We start from the raw sequence: 17,920 nt of genomic DNA on the forward strand, positions 1-17,920 counted from the left end.
GGGCGCCCATGTTGATTGCGCTTCTTGCTATCACTACGGTAGCGTCGGCGCAAGTGGTTCGCGTGGCCAACCAGGGCGACGCGACTTCGCTCGACCCGCACTCGCTCAACGAGTCGCTGCAACTCAGCCTGCTCGGCAACGTGTACGAGCCGCTGATCACCCGCAACCGCGACCTGAGCCTGGCGCCCGCGCTCGCCACCGCCTGGCGGCAGACGGCGCCCACCGTATGGCGCTTCGAGCTGCGCCAAGGCGTGCGCTTCCACGACGGCACGCCGTTCACGGCCGACGACGCGGTGTTCTCGCTGGCCCGCACCCGCATGGACGGCTCCGACATGAAGAGCCACACCAACTACATCAAGGAGGCGCGCAAGCTGGACGACCACACGGTGGAGATCGAGACCACCGTGCCGTTTCCCGTGCTGCCGGACGTGCTCACCATGGTCTACATGATGAGCCGGCAGTGGTGCGAGGCCCAGCATGCCGAGGCGCCGGCCGACCGCCGCAGCGGCGCGGAGAACGCGGCTTCGTTCCAGGCCAACGGCACCGGCCCGTTCCGCGTGCGCGACCGCCAGCCCGGTGTGCGCACCGTGTTCGCGCGCCACACCGACTACTGGGCGCCACTCGATGGCAGCCCGGCCGAGGTCATCTTCACGCCCATCGGCAGCGACGCCACGCGCGTCGCCGCGCTGCTGTCGGGCCAGGTGGACGTGATGGAGCCGGTGCCGGTGCAGGATCTGGCCCGCGTCAACGCCGGCCCGGGCACCCGCGCGGTGACCGGCCCGGAATTGCGCACGCTCTTCCTGGGCATGGACCAGCAGCGCGATGAGCTGCTCCATTCCAGCGTGAAGGGCAGGAACCCGTTCAAGGACGTGCGCGTGCGCCGGGCCTTCTACCAGGCCATCGATATCGACGGCATCCAGAAGACGGTGATGCGCGGCGCCTCCAACCCGTCCGCGCTGCTGGTCGGCCCGGGCGTCAATGGCTTCCAGCCCGACATGAAGCGCCTGCCCTACGACGTGCGCGCGGCCCAGCGGCTGATGAACGAGGCCGGCTACGGCAGCGGCTTCGAGATCACGCTCAACTGCCCGAGCGACCGCTATGTGAACGACGCGCTCATCTGCCAGGCCGTGGCCGCCAACCTGGCGCGCATCCAGGTCAAGGTGCGGGTGCAGGCCGAACCCAAGGCCAGCTACTTCCCGAAGGTGCTGCGCCGCGATACCAGCTTCTATCTGCTGGGCTGGACGCCCGCCACCTACGACGCCTACAACGCCATGAACGCGCTGATGGCCTGCGTGGACGGCAAGGGCGCGGGCCAGTACAACCTGGGCAGCTACTGCAACCCGCGGGTGGACGAGCTGACGCGCCGCGTGCTGACCGAGCAGGACAAGGACCGCCGCAACGCCATGATCCGCGAAGCCTTCCAGCTGCACGCCGCCGACGTGGGCCACATACCGCTGCACCAGCAGGCGCTGGCCTGGGGCGTGTCCACCAAGGCCAGCGTGGTGCAGCTGGCCGACAACGCCATGCCCTTCAAGTGGATGAGCATCAGCCCGTAGCGCGGTGGCGCCGCCTGCCGACGACCCGTGCCCGGCGCCGCAGAGCGCACCGCACCGGCCGTCCAGGCGCCCAGGCGACCCCGCCTTTGTTTCTCCGTTTTTCCTGTTTTTTCCCTGTTCCCTGAGTCTCCCGAGAGCCCCACGATGAAGACAACCCTGTTCCGCTGGTACGACAGCGACGTCGGCCACAGTTTCCGCACCTCGCCGGTGGCCATCGGCGCGGCGCTGGTGGCGCTGGTGTGCGTCATCTGCGCGGTGTTCGCCGCCTGGGTGGCGCCGCACAACCCGTTCGACCTGACCACGCTGGAGCTGTCCGATGCACGCCTGCCGCCCGGCTGGAACAGCGAGGGCGGCGGCACCTGGAAGTACCCCCTGGGCACCGACGACCAGGGCCGCGACATCCTCTCAGCCGTGATCTACGGCGCGCGCATCTCGCTCATCGTCGGCTTCGCGTCGGTGATCCTGTCGGTGGTGGTGGGCGTGGCGCTGGGCCTGCTGGCCGGCTTCAAGGGCGGCTGGATCGACGGCGTGCTGATGCGCCTGTGCGACGTGATGCTGTCGTTCCCGGCCATCCTGGTGGCGCTGCTGATCGCGGGCGTCGGCCGGGCGGTGTTCCCGAACGCGGGCGAGTCGATGGCCTTCGGCGTGCTGATCCTGTCCATCTCGCTGACCGGCTGGGTGCAGTACGCCCGCACCGTGCGCGGCTCCACGCTGGTCGAGCGCAACAAGGAATACGTGCAGGCCGCGCGGGTCACGGGCGTGTCGTCCCTGTCGATCATGCGGCGCCATGTGCTGCCCAACGTGCTGGGCCCGGTCATGGTGCTGGCCACCATCCAGGTGGCGACGGCCATCATCACCGAGGCCACGCTGTCCTTTCTGGGCGTGGGCGCGCCACCCACCTCGCCCTCGCTGGGCACGCTGATCCGCATCGGCAACGACTACCTCTTTTCCGGCGAATGGTGGATCACCGTGTTCCCGGGCGTGATGCTGGTGCTGATCGCCATCTCGGTGAACCTGCTGGGCGACTGGCTGCGCGATGCGCTCAACCCCCGCCTGCGCTGAGCGCCCCCGGGCAGGAATTTGAATCAAATCGGCCGCAAGCGCTGGATATATAAGCGCATGCAGCTATTAAAAGTATAGCAACCATGATGAATCCGAAATCCGAAGGACGGGCCGATGTCGCTGCTTGAAGTCCAGAACCTCGTCGTCGAATTCCCGAACCGCCGCGGCACGCTGCGTGCGCTGGACGACATCTCCTTTTCCATCGCGCCGGGCGAGATCCTGGGCGTGGTGGGCGAATCGGGCGCCGGCAAGTCGCTCACGGGCGCGTCCATCATCGGCCTGCTGGAGCCGCCGGGGCGCATCGCCTCGGGCCAGATCCTGCTGGAAGGCGAGCGCATCGACAACCTGCCGGCGCACAAGATGCGGCAGGTGCGCGGCCGCCGCATCGGCGCCATCTTCCAGGACCCGCTCACCTCGTTGAATCCGCTCTACACCGTGGGCCAGCAGCTGATCGAGACCATCCGCACCCATCTGCCCATGGGCGCGGCCGAGGCCCGCCAGCGCGCCATCGACCTGCTCAAGGACACCGGCATTCCGGCGGCCGAGCAGCGTGTCGACCACTATCCGCACCAGTTCTCCGGCGGCATGCGCCAGCGCGTGGTCATCGCCCTGGCGCTGGCGGCGTCGCCGCAGCTCATCGTGGCCGACGAGCCCACCACGGCGCTCGACGTCTCCATCCAGGCGCAGATCATCCAGCTGCTGAAGAACATCTGCCGCTCGCGCGGCGCCGCCGTGATGCTGATCACCCACGACATGGGCGTGATCGCCGAGACCTGCGACCGCGTGGCCGTGATGTACGCCGGCCGCATCGCCGAGATCGGGCCGGTGCACCAGGTCATCAACCACCCGGCGCATCCCTACACGGCGGGCCTCATGGCGTCCATCCCCGACATGACGCAGGACCGCGAGCGCCTGAACCAGATCGACGGCGCCATGCCGCGCCTGAACGCCATCCCCAAGGGCTGCGCCTACAACCCGCGCTGCCCGCACACCTTCGACCGCTGCCGCACCGAGCGGCCCGAGCTGATGCCCGCCGGGGCCACCCGCGCCGCCTGCTGGCTGCACGACCCGGCTTCGGCGCGCGAGGCCGCTGCCGTCCACCTGCAAGGAGCCGCCGCATGACCACGCCCATCGCAAACACGACCGCCCAGCCCGACGCCCAGCCCCCTGCGCAGGCCTTGGTGCGCGCCCACGACCTGGCCCGCACCTTCGACGTGTCGGCGCCGTGGCTGAACCGCGTGCTGGAGCGCAAGCCGCGCACGCTGCTGCACGCGGTGGACGGCGTCAGCTTCGAGATCGAGCGCGGCAAGACGCTGGCGCTGGTGGGCGAATCGGGCTGCGGCAAGAGCACCGTCGCCCGGCTGCTGGTGGGCCTGTACGAGCCCACGCGCGGCGGCTTCACCTTCGACGGGCAGGACGCCCACGCCGCCTTCAAGGGCCGCGATGCCCGGGCCATGCGCCGCCGCATCCAGATGATCTTCCAGGACCCGTATGCCAGCCTGAACCCGCGCTGGCTGGTGGAAGACATCATCGGCGAGCCGCTCCGCGAGCACGGCCTGATCACCGACAAGGCCCAGCTCAAGACCCGCGTGGGCGAGCTGCTGCAGTCCGTGGGCCTGTCGCCGCTGGACATGGCCAAGTACCCACACCAGTTCTCCGGCGGGCAGCGCCAGCGCATCTCCATCGCCCGGGCGCTGGCCACCGAGCCGGAATTCCTGGTGTGCGACGAGCCCACGTCGGCGCTCGACGTCTCGGTGCAGGCGCAGGTGCTCAACATCATGAAGGACCTGCAGCGCGAGCGAAAGCTCACCTACCTCTTCATCAGCCACAACCTGGCCGTGGTGCGCCATGTGGCGGACCAGGTCGGCGTGATGTACCTGGGCCGGCTGGTGGAGGTGGCGGACAAGCAGCAGCTCTTTTCCGCGCCGCGCCACCCCTACACCCGCATGCTGCTGGACGCGATCCCGAAGATGCACGACACCGGCCGCGCCCGCACGCCGGTGCAGGGCGAGGTGCCCAACCCCTTGAACCCGCCGGCCGGCTGCGCCTTCAACCCGCGCTGCCCCTACGCCAATGACCGCTGCCGCACCGAACGGCCCGCGCTCATCGACGACGGCGGCACGCGCGTGGCCTGCCATGGGATCGAAGAGGGGCGCATTCCGCTCGGGGAGATGGTCGCTGCATGAAGGGGTGGGCAGCGAGCGAGCCTGTCCGCCGAGCTCAGATCCGAATCCGGATCCGACGGCAGGCCATTCCTCTCGCCACCGCTCGCCCTAGGGCCTGCCGCCGGGCCTGATCCGGCAGCGCGCCCATCGCGGTGGGGCCCGCCGCCACGGCCCGCCGCGCCGCAGGGTCAGTTGAACCGGCCGTACACGCCGCCCACGCTGTAGCGGCCTGCGCCCAGCAGCATCACCGCCAGGGCGCCGAACAGGTACAGGCCCTGCAGTTCCAGCGCCCAACCGCCTTGCTTGGTCAGCGCGAACAGGTCGGCCATGTGCACCAGTCCGAAGGCGACCAGCATGTTGACCACGATGATGGCCGCGCCCGCGCGGGTGAAGAGGCCCACGATCAGCAGCACCGGCGCGACGATCTCGCCCACATAGACGCCATAGGCCAGCACGCTCGGCAGCCCGGCCTTGTCCAGCATGCCGGCGATGAAGCCGACGCCCGCCTGCAGCTTGTAGATGCCGTGCAGCAGAACCAGCACGCCGATGGCCAGTCGCAGGATCAGCTTGCCGGCGTCGTCGGACGCTGGAACCGGGGCGACAGGGGTGATGCGGGTTGCGTTCATGGGAAAAACCTCTCGATGGGTGTTGTAGAAGCCGTTGGGGGAAGAAAACCGTGCGCCGCCATGGCGCCAGGACCGGAAGTGTGCGCAGGCCTGCCGACCCCGTCTGTGCGCCAGCGCACACCGCGCAGTATGTGGCGCGGGCGAGCGGCGCGCATCAGGGTCCGTGCTGAACGGCAGGCGGCCATGGCCAGGGGCGCGGGGTGAGGTTTCCGGGGATTCACGGGTCTGTCATCGCGGCTGGACAGCATGCCGTGCTGCGCTTCGACGCCGCCGGCGGCGACGGCTACGGGACCCTGGCCGCCGTGCCCGCCGTGCCCGGCTGGACATCGGCGTGCTGGATGCCAACGTGTTGTTCAGCTACATCGGCCAGCAGAGCCAGGATGCAGTAACGGGCCTGCCCGTGCTGCGCCGCCTTCCAGACGGTCTCTACAGCACCAGGGACTTCATGGCGCCTGCCCGCTGAGGTGGGGGAGGGGGCGGTAGCGATACCGCGAAACCGCTGCGGTCTGGAAGAGCGCTGGCGGGCCGAGACGGTCGGGCAGGTGGTCAACTGTCCCAGCGTGGCTTGTTCGAAGCGCTATTAAATAAATAGCATAAGACCCTGATTGGACGGGCGCGGGCGGGGCAAAAGACGGATATCGAGCCGCACCGGCCTGCCGATACCTGCCCGGACCTATCCACACCTGCCCCAACCTGCCCCAACCTGCCGCCTCAGGTATAGCGCTTGGCCCGCAGGTTGTCCTTCATCTGCTGCAGCCCGCGCTGCAGCGGCTCGCCGATGCGCAGCGCCACGCAGGTGGCCAGCACGTCGATGATCAGCAGGTGCAGCAACCGCGACACCATGGGGCTGTAGCGGTCGTAGCCCTCGGGGTGGTCGGCGGCCAGGTGGATCGGGCAGGCCAGCGCCAGGGGCGAGCCGCTGGCGGTGATGGCGATGGTCGTGGCGCCGTTGCGGCGGGCGATGTCGGCCGCGTCCATCAGGTCGCGCGTGCGGCCGGAGTTGGAGACGATGATCAGACAGTCGCCCGGACCCAGCAGCGTGGCGCTCATCACCTGCATGTGGCCGTCGCTGGTGCTGATGCTGGTGATGCCGAGGCGGAAGAACTTGTGCTGCGCATCCTGCGCGACGATGCCCGAGTTGCCGACGCCGTAGATCTCGATGCGGTGGCCCGTCTTCCAGGTCGCGGCGATGGCGTCCACCGCCCGCTCGATCGCGCCGCTGCTGGCGGCATTGCGGTACTGCAGAAACGCGGCCACCGCGTTGTCCACCACCTTCACCAGCACGTCGCCGGTCTTGTCGTCGGCGTCCACGCTGCGGTGGATGAAGGGCACGCCCTCGCTCACGCTGCCGGCCAGCTTCAGCTTGAAGTCGGCCAGCCCGTCGTAGCCCATGCTGCGGCAAAAGCGCACCACGGTGGGCTTGCTCACCCCGGCCCGCGCGGCCAGCTCGCGCACCGGCAGGCGCGCGAAGGCGCGCGCGTCCTGCAGCACCAGTTCGGCCACCCGCTGCTCGGCCGGCGCCAGGGAGGGCAGGGAGGCGGTGATTCGTTCAAGCATTCAGCGCTCCACGGCGTACCGCACCATGGACGGCAGCCTGGGCGTTCGCAGCGGCCTCCACCGTCGAAAGACCGCGGAGCAGGCCATGCCAGCAGGCGCCGCGGAACGGGCTTCGCCAGGCCGCTGGCGTCGTCCCCCTGCCCGACGTGCACGGCACGGCGAGAGCGGAGGGAAGCGGCGCAGCCGCTCGGGGGGGGGGATTCATGCTCAAGTCTCTTCCATCCAGCTGTGCCCCTCGCGCGCCACCATGGCGCTGGCGGCGGCCGGCCCCCAGGTGCCGGCGGCATAGGGCCGTGGGCCTTCGCTCGCGTCCTGCCAGGCCTGCATGATGGGTTCGACCCAGCGCCAGGCGGCTTCCTGTTCGTCGGCCCGCACGAAGAGGTTCAGGCGGCCGGCGATCACGTCCAGCAGCAGCCGCTCGTAGGCGCCCACGCGTTCCGTTCCGAAGCGCTGCTCGAAGTCCAGGTCCAGGTGCACCTGGGCCAGCGACTGGGCCTCGGCGCCGCGCGCGCTGCGTTTCTCCTGGCCGGCAGCGAACAGGTGCAGCGCCACGCCGTCGCGCGGCTGCAGGTGGATCACCAGCCGATTGGCCGTGCCCAGCGGCGTGCGGTAGATGGGGTGGGGCGTGGCGCGGAAGTTGATGGCGATATGCGCCTCGTGCGCGGCCAGCCGCTTGCCGGTGCGGATGTAGAAGGGCACGCCGGCCCAGCGCCAGTTGGCGATCTCGGTGCGCAGGGCGACGAAGGTCTCGGTGCGGCTGCCGGGCGGCACGCCGGTTTCCTCGGCATAGCCGGGCACGCGCTCGCCACCGGTGCTGCCAGCCGTGTACTGCCCGCGTATGACGTCGCGCGACAGGGTGGCGGGCGTCCAGGGCACCAGCGAGTGCAGCACCTTGAGCTTCTCGTCGCGGATGGCGTCGGCCGTGGCGTTGATGGGCGGCTCCATGGCGATGGCGCACAGCAGCTGCAGCGCGTGGTTCTGCACCATGTCGCGCAGCGCGCCCGTGCCGTCGTAGAAGGCGCCGCGCTTTTCCACGCCCAGCTTCTCGGCCATGGTGATCTCGATGCTGGCCACCATCTCGCGGCGCCAGAGCGGCTCGAACAGCACGTTGCCGAAGCGCAGCGCCAGCAGGTTCTGCACGGCCGGCTTGCCCAGGTAGTGGTCGATGCGGAAGATCTGCTCTTCGCGGAACACGCGGCGCACGGCGGCGTTGATGGCGCGGTTGGATTCGAGGTCGTGGCCCAGCGGCTTTTCCAGCACCACGCGCGTCTTAGGCGTGGCCAGGCCTGCGGCGCCCAGCTGCTCGCAGGCGGTGGTGAAGAGGCTGGGCGCGGTCGCCAGATACATCACCACGGTGTCGGCATTGCGCTCCTGCAGCCGGACTGCCAGCTCGGCATAGTCCTCGGGCCGGGAAAGGTCCACCCGCTGGTACTGCAGCAGCGCAGCGAAGCGTTCGAACTCCTCGGACGTGGGGCGCTTTTCCTGGATCACCGCGTCAAAGCGGCTGGCGATCAGCTCGCGGTATTCCGCATCCGTCATTTCGTCGCGCGCCACGCCGATGATGCGGCCGCCCTCGGGCAGCGAGCCGTGGCGGAACGCCTGGAAGAGGGCGGGGAGCAATTTGCGCCATGCAAGGTCGCCCGTGCCGCCAAACAGAACCAGATCGAAGCTCATCGTGCAGTGACTTTCCTGACTGAAAGGTTGAAGGGAAGGAAGCGGTAAGCCGGAGGCTGGAAAAAGCTGGCGGTATGTTACCGAGTTTCATGGTGGCGGTCACCGCTGACAGCAAAGTGCCGGCGCCGCGTCTTACACTGGCCGCTGGAAACTCCCGGTCGGGCGAGGCTTTCGCCTGCCCGACGGCTTACCCACCCGCCACTGCTTCAACCGACAGCACTTCCGCAGGAACAACCGCCATGAACCAACTAGACGCTCTCAAACAGTTCACCACCGTGGTGGCCGACACCGGCGACTTCCGCCAGCTGAGCGCCTTCCAGCCGCAGGACGCCACCACCAACCCCTCGCTCATCCTGAAGGCGGTGCAGAAACCCGATTACGCGCCGCTGCTGACCGAGGCCGTCGCGCGCTGGCGCGGCCGTCCGCTCGACGAGGTGATGGACCGGCTCATCGTGCGCTTCGGCTGCGAGATTCTTTCGCTGATTCCCGGCCGCGTCTCCACCGAGGTGGACGCACGCCTGTCGTTCGACACCGAGGCGACCATCACCCGTGGCGAACGCATCATCGAGCTGTACCAGGCCGAGGGCATTCCCACGGACCGCGTGCTCATCAAGATCGCGTCCACCTGGGAGGGCATCGAAGCGGCCCGCCGGCTGGAGGCGCGCGGCATCCACACCAACCTGACGCTGCTGTTCTCGTTCGCGCAGGCCGTCGCCTGCGGCCAGGCCAAGGTGCAGCTGATCTCGCCCTTCGTCGGGCGCATCTACGACTGGTACAAGAAGCAGGCGGGCGCCAGCTGGGACGAAGCCGCCATGGCCGGCGCCAACGACCCGGGCGTGCAGTCCGTGCGGCAGATCTACCAGCACTACAAGCATTTCGGCATCGCCACCGAGGTGATGGGTGCCAGCTTTCGCAACGTGGGCCAGATCGTCGCCCTGGCCGGCTGCGACCTGCTCACCATCGCGCCCGACCTGCTGGCCCAGCTGGCGCAAAGCGAGCTGCCGGTGCAGCGCGCGCTGGACGCTGACGCGGCGCGGGGGCTCGACCTGCCGGCCGTGAACTACGACGAGCCGGGCTTCCGCTATGCGCTCAACGCCGACGCCATGGCCACGGAAAAGCTGGCCGAGGGCATCCGCGCCTTCGCTGCTGATGCGGCCAAGCTCGAGCAGCTGATGCAGGCTGCTGCGTGATGGCGATCCGCCGCGCGCGGTAGTCGCGGTAGTCGCGGCGGCGAGTGTCTGCACCACCCGGCGGGGAGGGGTCGAACTCCGCCAGCGCCGCTACGCAGGCGTTCGGCTGACTGCGCTGCGGCGCATTTTCCGAACGCTTTCAAGTGCCATCTTGAAGTAAAAATGGGTCTTGGCGCTTGATATGCATAGATATTATGCTATTTAAATAATAGCATCTTCGTCAATCCGCTGTGTCAGGCATCTGCCATCGGCTCGCCTGCCCGCCACCCTCTCACCATCCATCCCCCGCCCACCATGCACCCACTGCGCCTGCTTGCCGACATCGGCGGCACCAACATCCGCCTGGCCTGGCAGGCATCGCCCTCCGGCGCGATGAACGACACGCGCGTGCTGCCCTGCGCGCAGTTCCCCACCGTCGATGCGGCGCTGTCGGCGTATTTGCGCGACGTGGGCATCGCAACGCCGCGCGAGGCCGCCTTCGGCATCGCGAACCCGGTGACCGGCGACGCCATCCGCATGACCAACCACAGCTGGAGCTTCTCGCAGCGCGCCGTGCAGGAGGCGTTCGGGTTCGAGCGGCTGGTGGTGATCAACGACTTCACCGCGTTGGCACTGTCGCTGCCGCTGCTTGAGCCCGACCTGCTGCGCCGTGTGGGCGGCGGTGACGGAGTGCCGGGCGCCGCCATCGCGCTGGTGGGGCCGGGCACCGGCCTGGGCGTGTCGGGTCTGGTGTTCCCGATGGGTTCGCGCCATGGCGTGCCGCTGTCGGGCGAAGGGGGCCATGTCTCGCTGGCCGCCCAGAACCCGCGCGAAACCGCCGTGCTGGCGATATTGCAGGAGCGCTACGGCCATGTGTCGGCCGAACGCGCCGTGTGCGGCGCCGGGCTGGTCGATCTGTACCACGCGGTGCGGCGCCTGGCGGGCGAGGGCGGCGCCGAGGTCGATTCGCCGGCCCAGGTGACCGAGCTGGCGCTCGAACGAGGCGATCCGCGGGCGCTGGAGGCGCTGGAGCTGTTCTGCGGCTTCCTGGGCAACGTGGCAGGCAACCTGGCGCTCACGCTGGGTGCGCGGGGCGGTGTCTTCATCGGCGGCGGGATCGTGCCGCGCCTGGGCGCCTGGTTCGACCAGTCTCCGTTCCGCGCGCGGTTCGAAGCCAAGGGGCGGTTCCAGAGCTACCTGGCGGGCATCCCGTGCTGGGTGATCGACGCGAGCGCCTCGCCCGCCTTGTATGGCGCCTCGCGAGCGTTGGACATGTAACCTCGTTACAACACCTCGTCGGTGTCGGCCTGTAGGAGAAAGCCGCGCAGTCAGAGGTTTGTGCATCCGTTGGCATTTTGCGCGCGCAGAACGCCGTAATCCAGTTACTCTTGCCGGGTTGCTGCCCGGAAGGCTTCCCGCGAGGAAGCAGCGGGCGTTTTTCCAGCATCCTTTCTGCTTTACCTGCCATGTCCCTTCGTTGCGACCAAACCCCCGAGTGGCCTCTGCTGAACACCGCTTTCGCCGATGGCGGCCGGGATCTGGACCTGCGGCAGGCCTTCGCTGCCGACGATCAGCGATTCGAGCGGTTCAGCCAGACGGCGCCGCACGTGTTTGCCGACCTGTCCAAGAACCTGTGGGACGCGGACACCGAAGCCCTGCTGCTGCGCATGGCCGAAGCGACCGGGCTGGAGCAGCACCGCGCCGCCATGTTCGGCGGCCAGCCGATCAACACCACCGAAGGCCGCGCCGTGCTGCACACGCTGCTGCGCCGCCCGGCCGGCCTGGCGCTGCCCGGGGATGAGGGCAGCGTCGCCGGCCAGCTGGCGCAGGTGCACGCCACGCTGGATGCGATGCTGGCCTTCGCCGACGCGGTCCGGGCGGACGAGGGCATCACCGACATCGTGAACATCGGCATCGGCGGCTCGGACCTCGGCCCGCACATGGCGGTGAAGGCGCTGGAAGAGCACCGCGCGCCGGGCAAGCGGCTGCACTTCGTCTCGAACGTGGACGGGCACGAACTGCACACCGTGCTGAAGTCGCTCAAGGCGCAGAGCACGCTGTTCCTGATCGCATCCAAGACATTCACCACCGCCGAAACCATGACCAATGCCCGCTCCGCGCTGGCCTGGTTCACCGGGCAGGGCGGCACGGATGTGTCGCGCCATTTCGCAGCGCTCACCACCAACATCGAGGGCGCGGGCGCACTGGGCATCACCACCACCTTCGGCTTCTGGGACTGGGTAGGCGGGCGGTATTCGCTGTGGTCGGCCATCGGCCTGCCGATCGCCATCGCCATCGGTTCCGCAGGCTTTCGCGAGCTGCTGGCCGGCGCACACGCCATGGACGAGCACTTCCGCACCGCGCCGCTGGGGCAGAACCTGCCGGTGCGGCTGGGGCTGCTCGACGTCTGGTATCGCAACTTCCACGGCTTCACCAGCCGCTGCATCGCGCCCTACCATGCGGCACTGGGCCGGCTGCCGGCCTATCTGCAGCAGCTGGAGATGGAGAGCAACGGCAAGCGCGTGGCGCTGGACGGCACGCCGCTGGCGCTGGCCACCTCGCCCGTGCTGTGGGGCGAGCCGGGCACCAACGGGCAGCATGCCTTTTTCCAGATGCTGCACCAGGGCACCGACGTGGTGCCGCTGGAGATCATCGCCGTGCGCCAGCCGACCCACCCGCTGCCGGGCCACCACGACAAGCTGCTGGCGAATGCGCTGGCCCAGGCCCAGGCCCTGATGGTGGGCCAGCACAGCGAGGACGGCCACCGGCACTTCCCCGGCAACCGGCCCAGCACCTTCCTGCTGCTGGAGGCGCTCAACCCGGCTTCGCTGGGCGCCCTGATCGCCCTGCAGGAACACCGTGTGTTCGTGAGCGGCAGCCTCTGGGGCATCAACAGCTTCGACCAGTGGGGTGTGGAGCTGGGCAAGGTGCTCGCCAAGAACATCGAGGCGCGGCTGGCGTCAGGCGACCTGGCGGGGCTGGACGGCTCGACGGCCGGCCTGCTGGAGCGCGTGCGCCGCAGCTGAAACGTACCCAACGCCGGGCCGCGCCACACCCGGGCAGGCAGGCTGGGCCCCGGCAGGCCCAGCCGCGAAGCGTTGTCTTGCTGCCACAACGCGGCCCAGTCCTGCGTCTGCTTCATAAAATGAGAATCGTTATCAATTCCATTTCTATTGAATCATGACGTTTCCAAAACGCGAAGTCGCTCTCTGCGCCGCCTTGTTGTGCAGTCTGTCCGGCGCAGCGCTGGCCCAGACACCCCAGGCCACCTTGTCCGAGGTACGGGTGGATGCCAGCGCGGAAAAGGAAAGCGCGACCGGCCCCGTCGTGGGCTACCGGGCGCGGAACGCCGCCACCGCCACCAAGACCGACACCCCGCTGAGCGAAACGCCCCAATCGGTGACCGTCATCACCCGCGACCAGATCGTGGACCAGGGGGCCACCAGCTTCCAGGGCGCGCTGCTCTATGCGGCCGGCGTGCGCAGCGACGCCTATGGGCTGGACAGCCGCTCGGACAGCATCCGGGTGCGCGGCAGCTACCCCGACATCTACCTGGACGGCCTGCGCCAGAGCTACAACTACTACACCAGCACCATCCCCGCCGACCCCTACACGCTGGAGCGACTGGAGGTGCTGCGCGGCCCGTCGGGCATGCTCTTCGGCGCGGGCACGGTGGCGGGGGTGGTCAACATGGTCAGCAAGCGGCCGCTGCAGGAAACCCAGCGCGAAGTGGGCGTGCAACTGGGCAGCTGGAACCGCAAGCAGTTGCAGGCCGACCTGAGCGGGCCGCTCACGGCCGATGGCCAGTGGTCGTATCGCCTGGTGGCGTTGGCACGCGATGCCGACACCCAGGTGGACCACGTGCCCGACGACCGCCGCCTGATTGCGCCTTCGCTGATGTGGCGGCCCAATGCGGCCACGTCGCTGCTGTTGCAGGCCCACTGGCAGCAGGACCGCGCCGGCAGCGTCGCGCAGTTCCTGCCCTGGTCGGGCACGCTGCTGCCCAACCGCAATGGCCGGCTGCCCACCAGCCGCTTCATCGGCGAGCCCGGCGACTACTACGACACCGATCGCGAAACGCTGGGCTACCAGTTCGAGCACCGCTTCAACGACGCCTGGACGGTGCGCCAGAACCTGCGTTGGGCGCGCAACGAAAACCGGGGTGCGTACCACTACGCAGACTTCTTCAAAGACCCCGGTGGTTTCGGCGCCGACCCGGTCAACCAGCGCGTGATCGGCCGCCTGTTCGGGCAGAACACCACCCGAACCCGCATGGCCACGGTGGATACCCACCTGCAGGGCCGCCTGAACACGGGCGGGCTGCAGCACCAGATGCTGCTGGGCGTGGACTGGAATCGCCAGACCGAGCGCAAGACCGATTCCGGCGATGCCTACAACCTGCCCATCGACGCCTTCGACCCGGTCTACACCGGCCGCCCGAACGTGAATCCGGTGGCCGTTCCAGGCAACCAGCAGCGCCAGACGGGCCTGTATGTGCAGGACCAGATGAAGTGGAACCGCTGGATCTTCGTCGCGGGGCTGCGGCATGACCGGGTGACGAGCGGCGTGGACGGCACGCCCGACGAGCGTTCGAGCGACACCACCAAGCGCCTGGGGGTGATGTATCAGCTCGACGGCGGCTGGACGCCCTACCTGAGCTATGCCGAATCGTTCACGCCCGTGAGCGGCACCAACGCATTCGGCGCCCGCTTCAAGCCCTTGGAGGGCGAGCAGGTGGAAGCCGGCGTGAAGTACATGCCCGAGGGCGGTGCCACCACCTTCACCGCATCGGTCTACCAGTTGAAGGAAAAGAACCAGCTGATCTCGGACCCCACCAACCCCGACAACCGCCTGCAGGCAGGCGAGACCAAGAACAAGGGCGTTGAACTGGAGGTGAAGACGCGCGTGTCGTCGGTGTTCGACCTGATCGCGCACTACAACTACACCGACGTGGACAAGACGCTGGAGGGTCTGCCGCGCAACCAGGCGGCAGTGTGGGGGCTGTACCGCTTCTCGTTGGGCGACGTGAAAGGCTTTTCCGTGGGAGCGGGCGCGCGCTACCTGTCCGGCTTCCGCGATGGCGCCGCGCCGCGTGTGCCCTCCGCCCTGGTGGGCGATGCGCTGCTGGCCTACGACAGCCAGAACTGGCGCTACGCCCTCAACGTCAACAACGTGGCCGACAAGCAATATCTGAGCATCTGCCTGGGGCGGGGCGACTGCTGGTGGGCTGCGCGCCGCAACGTGATGCTGACCGCGACCTACCGGTTCTGAGGCCGGGCGCTGGTACGGCCGGGCGGGCCTGCTGTGACGTGCTTGGCTGGACGGGCAGGGCGGGCGGGGCGGGCGGGACGGTTGGGGCGGGGCGGGCCCGCCAGCGTGAGTCCGCATAGTCGAGTCGCACGACGAGAGGCAGGCCAGGCTGGCCCTCTCCCTGCGCCGCTGTGGCTGCCGCAAGCCAGCGGCCGACGCAGCTGACCTGGACCCCACAGCAAAAAACCCCCGCAGGTCGTGCAACCTGCGGGGGTTTTTTGTGCCTGGTGCCGTGTGCGACAGGCGTTCAGTCGAACACCTGGCTGCCCACGGCCGGGCTTGCGCGCATTACATGCCCATGCCGCCCATGCCACCCATGCCGCCCATGTCGGGCATGCCGCCGGCAGGTGCGTCGTCCTTCGGTGCTTCGGCGACCATGGCTTCGGTCGTCAGCAGCAGCGATGCCACGGAAGCGGCGTTCTGCAGGGCAGCGCGCGTGACCTTCGTGGGGTCCAGGATGCCCAGCTCGAGCATGTCGCCGTAGGTGTCGTTGGCAGCGTTGAAGCCGAAGTTGCCCTTGCCTTCCAGCACCTTGTTCACCACCACCGAAGGCTCGCCGCCGGCGTTGTAGACGATCTCGCGCAGGGGCGCTTCGACGGCCTTCAGCACCAGCTTGATGCCGGCTTCCTGGTCGACGTTGTCACCCTTCAGGCTGTCGCCCACGGCTTGCTTGGCGCGCAGCAGGGCCACGCCGCCGCCGGCCACGATGCCTTCTTCCACGGCAGCGCGGGTGGCGTGCAGTGCGTCTTCCACACGTGCCTTCTTTTCCTTCATCTCGACTTCGGTGGCAGCGCCGACCTTGATCACGGCCACACCGCCGGCCAGCTTGGCCACGCGCTCTTGCAGCTTTTCACGGTCGTAGTCGCTGGACGCTTCTTCGATCTGGATGCGCACTTGCTTGACGCGGGCTTCGATGTCAGCAGCGGCGCCGGCGCCGTCGATGATGATCGTGTTTTCCTTGCCCACTTCGATCGTCTTGGCTTGGCCCAGGTCGGCCAGCGTGACCTTCTCGAGCGTCAGGCCCACTTCTTCGGCGATGACCTTGCCGCCCGTCAGGATGGCGATGTCTTCCAGCATGGCCTTGCGGCGGTCGCCGAAGCCAGGTGCCTTGACGGCCACGACCTTCAGGATGCCGCGGATCGTGTTCACCACCAGCGTCGCCAGGGCTTCGCCTTCGACTTCTTCGGCAATGATCAGCAGGGGACGGCCGGCCTTGGCGACTTGCTCCAGCGTGGGCAGCAGGTCACGGATGTTGCTGATCTTCTTGTCGAACAGCAGCACGAAGGGGTTGTCCAGAATCGCGGCTTGCTTTTCGGGGTTGTTGATGAAGTAGGGCGACAGGTAGCCGCGGTCGAACTGCATGCCTTCGACGACATCGAGTTCGTTGTCCAGGCTTTTGCCGTCTTCCACGGTGATCACGCCTTCCTTGCCGACCTTGTCCATCGCGTCGGCAATGATCTTGCCCACGGACTCGTCGGAGTTGGCGGAGATCGAACCCACTTGGGCGATTTCCTTGGAGGTCGTCGTGGCCTTGGAAGCCTTCTTCAGCTCTTCGACCAGGGCCACCACGGCCTTGTCGATGCCGCGCTTCAGGTCCATCGGGTTCAGGCCGGCGGCCACGTACTTGGAGCCTTCGCGCACGATGGCCTGAGCCAGCACGGTGGCGGTCGTGGTGCCGTCACCAGCGATGTCGTTGGTCTTGGAGGCCACTTCCTTCACGAGCTGGGCGCCCATGTTCTGCAGCTTGTCCTTGAGTTCGATTTCCTTGGCCACGGACACACCGTCCTTGGTCACGGTGGGGGCGCCGAACGAGCGCTCCAGCACCACGTTGCGGCCCTTGGGGCCCAGGGTGACCTTGACCGCGTTGGCCAGAACGTTCACGCCTTCAACCATGCGTGCGCGGGCTTCGCCGCCGAAAACTACGTCTTTTGCTGCCATGTTTGGCTCCTCGAAATTGGGTTCAAAACGGCTGCTGGCGCTTGTGTATCAAACGCGAGCAGCTATGGAAATGTGAGTGTCTGGCAAGAGGGAGAAGAATTACTTCTCGACCACTGCAAACAGGTCGTCTTCCTTCATCACGAGCAGCTCGTCGCCATGGACCTTGACGGTCTGGCCCGAATACTTGCCGAACAGAACGCGGTCGCCGACCTTCACGTTCAGGGCGACGACTTCGCCCTTGTCGTTCTTCTTGCCAGGGCCGACGGCCAGGACTTCGCCTTGATCGGGCTTTTCGGCAGCGTTGTCGGGGATCACGATGCCGGAAGCGGTCGTGGTTTCGCTTTCAATGCGCTTGACGATCACGCGATCGTGCAGGGGGCGAAGGTTCATGTGCATCTCTCCTGAGGTCAAAGAATGAGGAAGTCAACGAAGCTTCCGCAGGCTGCAGAGGCTCCGAAATCGACCGGGAGTGAACACAAAGCGGCTTGGACCACTGCGTTAGCACTCCTCGGCGTCGAGTGCTAATGATAGAGGCATCCCGCCGCTTTTCAAGAGGAAACAGGCGCGGAGCCAAGAGAAGATGTGTATCGCACACCGGTGACGGCGCGTCGGACAACGCCGCAGGCAGTGCGAAGCCTGGTAACAAAGCATCATCGCCTACACCCACGCCCGCTCGTGTCTGCCATGCCGAAAACCGACCCGCCTACAATGCCCGGTTGCTCAAGCAAGGAGGCGGGCCACTTGAGAGGGATGGTTCGTGAGCGCTGTCAGCGATGCGAGCCCAGGCTGATCCGCAATGCTGAGGAGCCCAGGCACGCCGGGGGCGGACAGGTCTGTGGAACAACCAAGAGAGGAAACACCAA

13 protein-coding genes and 1 pseudogene are annotated in these 17,920 nt (G+C 67.9%); 9 read left to right on the forward strand and 5 right to left on the reverse strand.

What is annotated here, in order from left to right; genetic code table 11:
- Positions 1 to 8 precede the first annotated feature (8 nt).
- From ASF94_RS01895 to ASF94_RS01910, 4 genes are all read left to right on the forward strand, one after another.
- Positions 9 to 1,556 carry an ABC transporter substrate-binding protein gene (locus ASF94_RS01895; RefSeq protein WP_082492922.1) on the forward strand — a complete coding sequence of 516 codons (1,548 nt, stop codon included), beginning with the start codon at positions 9 to 11 and terminating at the stop codon, positions 1,554 to 1,556.
- A gap of 144 nt (positions 1,557 to 1,700) precedes the next feature.
- A complete protein-coding gene (locus ASF94_RS01900; RefSeq protein WP_056660629.1) occupies positions 1,701 to 2,618 on the forward strand; it encodes an ABC transporter permease in 918 nt (305 codons plus the stop codon).
- Positions 2,619 to 2,732: 114 nt separating this feature from the next.
- On the forward strand, positions 2,733 to 3,740 hold the full coding sequence (locus ASF94_RS01905) for an ABC transporter ATP-binding protein (protein WP_056660632.1): 1,008 nt from the start codon (positions 2,733 to 2,735) through the stop codon (positions 3,738 to 3,740).
- On the forward strand, positions 3,737 to 4,804 hold the full coding sequence (locus ASF94_RS01910) for an ABC transporter ATP-binding protein (protein WP_056660635.1): 1,068 nt from the start codon (positions 3,737 to 3,739) through the stop codon (positions 4,802 to 4,804). Before ASF94_RS01905 ends, ASF94_RS01910 begins: the two co-directional genes overlap by 4 nt.
- A 167-nt stretch (positions 4,805 to 4,971) precedes the next feature.
- On the opposite strand, the gene ASF94_RS01915 is transcribed toward ASF94_RS01910, so the two are convergent.
- Positions 4,972 to 5,409, reverse strand: a complete 438-nt coding sequence (locus tag ASF94_RS01915; RefSeq protein ID WP_056660637.1) for a DoxX family protein — start codon at positions 5,407 to 5,409, stop codon at positions 4,972 to 4,974.
- Between the two features lie 251 nt (positions 5,410 to 5,660).
- Here ASF94_RS01915 and ASF94_RS21655 point away from each other — a divergent pair.
- Positions 5,661 to 5,872 (forward strand): annotated as a pseudogene (locus tag ASF94_RS21655) (bifunctional metallophosphatase/5'-nucleotidase); the annotation flags it as partial.
- A 248-nt stretch (positions 5,873 to 6,120) separates the two neighbouring features.
- Here the strand turns inward: ASF94_RS21655 and ASF94_RS01920 are convergent.
- Both ASF94_RS01920 and zwf read right to left on the reverse strand, forming a co-directional pair.
- On the reverse strand, positions 6,121 to 6,966 hold the full coding sequence (locus tag ASF94_RS01920) for a MurR/RpiR family transcriptional regulator (RefSeq protein ID WP_056660639.1): 846 nt from the start codon (positions 6,964 to 6,966) through the stop codon (positions 6,121 to 6,123).
- A 207-nt stretch (positions 6,967 to 7,173) separates the two neighbouring features.
- Complete coding sequence (gene zwf, locus ASF94_RS01925) at positions 7,174 to 8,640, reverse strand: glucose-6-phosphate dehydrogenase (RefSeq protein WP_056660642.1); 1,467 nt, start codon at positions 8,638 to 8,640, stop codon at positions 7,174 to 7,176.
- 239 nt (positions 8,641 to 8,879) lie between these two features.
- On the opposite strand from zwf, the gene tal reads away from it, so the two are divergent.
- From tal to ASF94_RS01945, 4 genes are all read left to right on the forward strand, one after another.
- Positions 8,880 to 9,830, forward strand: a complete 951-nt coding sequence (gene tal / locus ASF94_RS01930; RefSeq protein WP_056660644.1) for a transaldolase — start codon at positions 8,880 to 8,882, stop codon at positions 9,828 to 9,830.
- Positions 9,831 to 10,124: 294 nt separating this feature from the next.
- Positions 10,125 to 11,087, forward strand: coding sequence for a glucokinase (glk, locus tag ASF94_RS01935; RefSeq protein ID WP_056660650.1), 963 nt, complete (start codon positions 10,125 to 10,127; stop codon positions 11,085 to 11,087).
- A 188-nt stretch (positions 11,088 to 11,275) separates the two neighbouring features.
- On the forward strand, positions 11,276 to 12,835 hold the full coding sequence (gene pgi / locus ASF94_RS01940) for a glucose-6-phosphate isomerase (protein ID WP_056660653.1): 1,560 nt from the start codon (positions 11,276 to 11,278) through the stop codon (positions 12,833 to 12,835).
- 154 nt (positions 12,836 to 12,989) lie between these two features.
- Positions 12,990 to 15,080, forward strand: coding sequence for a TonB-dependent siderophore receptor (locus ASF94_RS01945; protein ID WP_056660656.1), 2,091 nt, complete (start codon positions 12,990 to 12,992; stop codon positions 15,078 to 15,080).
- Between the two features lie 327 nt (positions 15,081 to 15,407).
- Here ASF94_RS01945 and groL read toward each other — a convergent pair whose 3' ends face one another.
- A complete protein-coding gene (gene groL, locus ASF94_RS01950; protein ID WP_056660659.1) occupies positions 15,408 to 17,057 on the reverse strand; it encodes a chaperonin GroEL in 1,650 nt (549 codons plus the stop codon).
- A 99-nt stretch (positions 17,058 to 17,156) separates the two neighbouring features.
- Positions 17,157 to 17,447, reverse strand: coding sequence for a co-chaperone GroES (locus tag ASF94_RS01955; protein WP_056660833.1), 291 nt, complete (start codon positions 17,445 to 17,447; stop codon positions 17,157 to 17,159).
- Positions 17,448 to 17,920 lie beyond the last annotated feature (473 nt).

This window comes from Acidovorax sp. Leaf160, from assembly GCF_001424265.1.
Lineage (GTDB): Bacteria > Pseudomonadota > Gammaproteobacteria > Burkholderiales > Burkholderiaceae_C > Paracidovorax.

Coding starts and splice junctions, on each gene's coding strand:
- ASF94_RS01895 (WP_082492922.1), top strand. CDS start 9: ATGTTGATTGCGCTTCTTGCTATCACTACGGTAGCGTCGGCGCAAGTG.
- ASF94_RS01900 (WP_056660629.1), top strand. CDS start 1,701: ATGAAGACAACCCTGTTCCGCTGGTACGACAGCGACGTCGGCCACAGT.
- ASF94_RS01905 (WP_056660632.1), top strand. CDS start 2,733: ATGTCGCTGCTTGAAGTCCAGAACCTCGTCGTCGAATTCCCGAACCGC.
- ASF94_RS01910 (WP_056660635.1), top strand. CDS start 3,737: ATGACCACGCCCATCGCAAACACGACCGCCCAGCCCGACGCCCAGCCC.
- ASF94_RS01915 (WP_056660637.1), bottom strand. CDS start 5,409: ATGAACGCAACCCGCATCACCCCTGTCGCCCCGGTTCCAGCGTCCGAC.
- ASF94_RS01920 (WP_056660639.1), bottom strand. CDS start 6,966: ATGCTTGAACGAATCACCGCCTCCCTGCCCTCCCTGGCGCCGGCCGAG.
- zwf (WP_056660642.1), bottom strand. CDS start 8,640: ATGAGCTTCGATCTGGTTCTGTTTGGCGGCACGGGCGACCTTGCATGG.
- tal (WP_056660644.1), top strand. CDS start 8,880: ATGAACCAACTAGACGCTCTCAAACAGTTCACCACCGTGGTGGCCGAC.
- glk (WP_056660650.1), top strand. CDS start 10,125: ATGCACCCACTGCGCCTGCTTGCCGACATCGGCGGCACCAACATCCGC.
- pgi (WP_056660653.1), top strand. CDS start 11,276: ATGTCCCTTCGTTGCGACCAAACCCCCGAGTGGCCTCTGCTGAACACC.
- ASF94_RS01945 (WP_056660656.1), top strand. CDS start 12,990: ATGACGTTTCCAAAACGCGAAGTCGCTCTCTGCGCCGCCTTGTTGTGC.
- groL (WP_056660659.1), bottom strand. CDS start 17,057: ATGGCAGCAAAAGACGTAGTTTTCGGCGGCGAAGCCCGCGCACGCATG.
- ASF94_RS01955 (WP_056660833.1), bottom strand. CDS start 17,447: ATGAACCTTCGCCCCCTGCACGATCGCGTGATCGTCAAGCGCATTGAA.